Raw genomic sequence first — 2,004 nt, forward strand, 5'->3', positions numbered from 1 at the left:
TCGTAGTCAACCGTTTTGAAAGTTCTTGGCATGAATTGAGATGCATTGGTATCTTACTGTGTCACTAAATGCGGTTCTCCGACAACCTGCTAGGAAAATGATTTAAGGAGGAGAAATCAGGGATGCTGTAGCAACATCTTCCTTGATGAGTGGCTGATACTCTTCACCAGAAAAGGGGCGAAAGTCCTGATTGCATGAAGTAGTTATCCTACACAATAGACGGAACTGTAACGGTGTGGGCGGTAAATTTACACGCTCTACACGCAGGTCTACTGAACTAGGCTCTTTCAAAAGAAGCTCAAAAACTTCACTCCGTAAGTACCGTGGGCAATAACCTACGATATAGTGATTCTCAGTATGGAGAGTTAATGCCTGGGAATCGTGAGGGTTTTGAAATTCGTGAGCTAACCATAACTTCTCTTCTGGCTCCAAGTGATTAATCCGCTCAATTGCCGATTCAGGCAGATGTCTCAGCCCGTGGGCGAAAAAGTGTAACTGATACTGCCCTGCTGCATCTGCCTCTGGGCGCGGGAAGACGGCGAGACTGTCTGTTTCCCGTTGTCCACCACTACGGGCTAAAATTGCCAGTGGTGAATCTTCATGATCTGAAATATTCAGCCATTGAAGAAAACTTGCGTAATCAGGGCGTGAACGAGGCAGCAACCGATTAGAAAAGACAGGGAATAATTGGGTTGATGTATATACTTGATTTAAGTGCGGGAAGGAATATAAAGGTTCAAAATCGCACTGATGTTGTGCCTCTTTCACGCCTTGGGTGTAGACAAACTTGTACTCAGTACCATCAAAGGTCAACCGACCAATAGGAAACCAGAAGCGACTATTAGGGTCTTGCCAAGCTAAAAATAGTGTTTGAGGTGTCTTCACTGTAGTGATTCTCTTAAATTAAGCAGCTTGTTTTGGTTGAATTCAAGAATCTTTTGTGCAAACTCAACCGCAATAGTTGAGATGCGCTCTCTATTAATTCGACTAAAAATTTCTAGCGTATTCGCCCTGGAGATCCGTTCAAGACGCTCCAGCCATATATGGGCTGCTTGGGGATAAAGTTGACCAACTCGGTGAAATACTTCAATTGTTTTCAGGGGCTTTTTGTCTTCAACACTGCCATAAAAAGCAGAATAACATTTATTTGCGTATGCCTCTATTGAGCGCTTCTGCCTCTGTTCATCAGGGAGGTCACGTCCTAAAGATGAGGCGTGGTCATAGGTTGGTGCTAAGTGTACCGTTTCTGCTGTAGTAGATACCGTCTTATTGCGGACAAAGCCCCAGTTTTCATGGTGGCGATCGCCGTTGCCAATCCAAGCATCTAACAGGAGGTAGCCAACAAACACTTCTACTGCTTTTTGGATACCGCTCGGTGGTGTCCAAGCTATTGGCAAGCCCACATGATCTGCTTCTATTACTTGCAGAACAATACCTATTGTATGTTGTGATACGCCGTAGGTGGCAGAAGTAGGATAATTTGGCACAACTGGCGTGAGAATTTCATTGCCATGAACAAGTGTCCCTCCTGGTGGTAAAAAGTTGGGTGAAACTACACCCCGATTATCTTCCCATTCTGCTAGATGATAAGTGGCGTGGGGTAATTCTAGAAGCTCAGACAACTCTGATGCTACTTTCTCTGCCCAATCTTCTCCTAAATTTTGTCGCGCTTGTTTATATAGGCAGCGACCAAGTTGTTCATCAGTAAACCAAAATTTATATTTGCTGCCCATCGCTTCGTTACTAGAAAGCTCATAATTGGCTTTGGTAACAAAAATAACGGGAAATTTAGGAATAGGATTCATTTAGGTCATTGACAGTAGCCATTTTTCGCTCTCATTAAGCATAGCCCGCTTAGTCTGTCACAAGCTTTCTACTAGATAATTTTGAGTATTTACTCAAATGAATAATTACTGGAGTTTAGACTAGGCAACAAGAAAAGACTCAGCAATGCTGAGTTGAAAAGAAACAGACTTCAGAGATGAAAATCTACACTACTAAGCA

2 protein-coding genes are annotated in these 2,004 nt (G+C 43.2%); both read right to left on the reverse strand.

The window, feature by feature from the left end; genetic code table 11:
- Positions 1-102: 102 nt before the first annotated feature.
- Positions 103-885: an HIRAN domain-containing protein gene (locus V7K25_RS14770; RefSeq protein WP_190964567.1), complete on the reverse strand. Its 783-nt coding sequence runs from the start codon at positions 883-885 to the stop codon at positions 103-105.
- A complete protein-coding gene (locus tag V7K25_RS14775; protein ID WP_335159094.1) occupies positions 882-1,805 on the reverse strand; it encodes a HipA-like protein in 924 nt (307 codons plus the stop codon). Before V7K25_RS14775 ends, V7K25_RS14770 begins: the two co-directional genes overlap by 4 nt.
- Between the last annotated feature and the right edge of the window lie 199 nt (positions 1,806-2,004).

Source organism: Nostoc sp. (assembly GCF_036919495.1).
In the GTDB taxonomy this organism is placed as follows: domain Bacteria; phylum Cyanobacteriota; class Cyanobacteriia; order Cyanobacteriales; family Nostocaceae; genus Nostoc.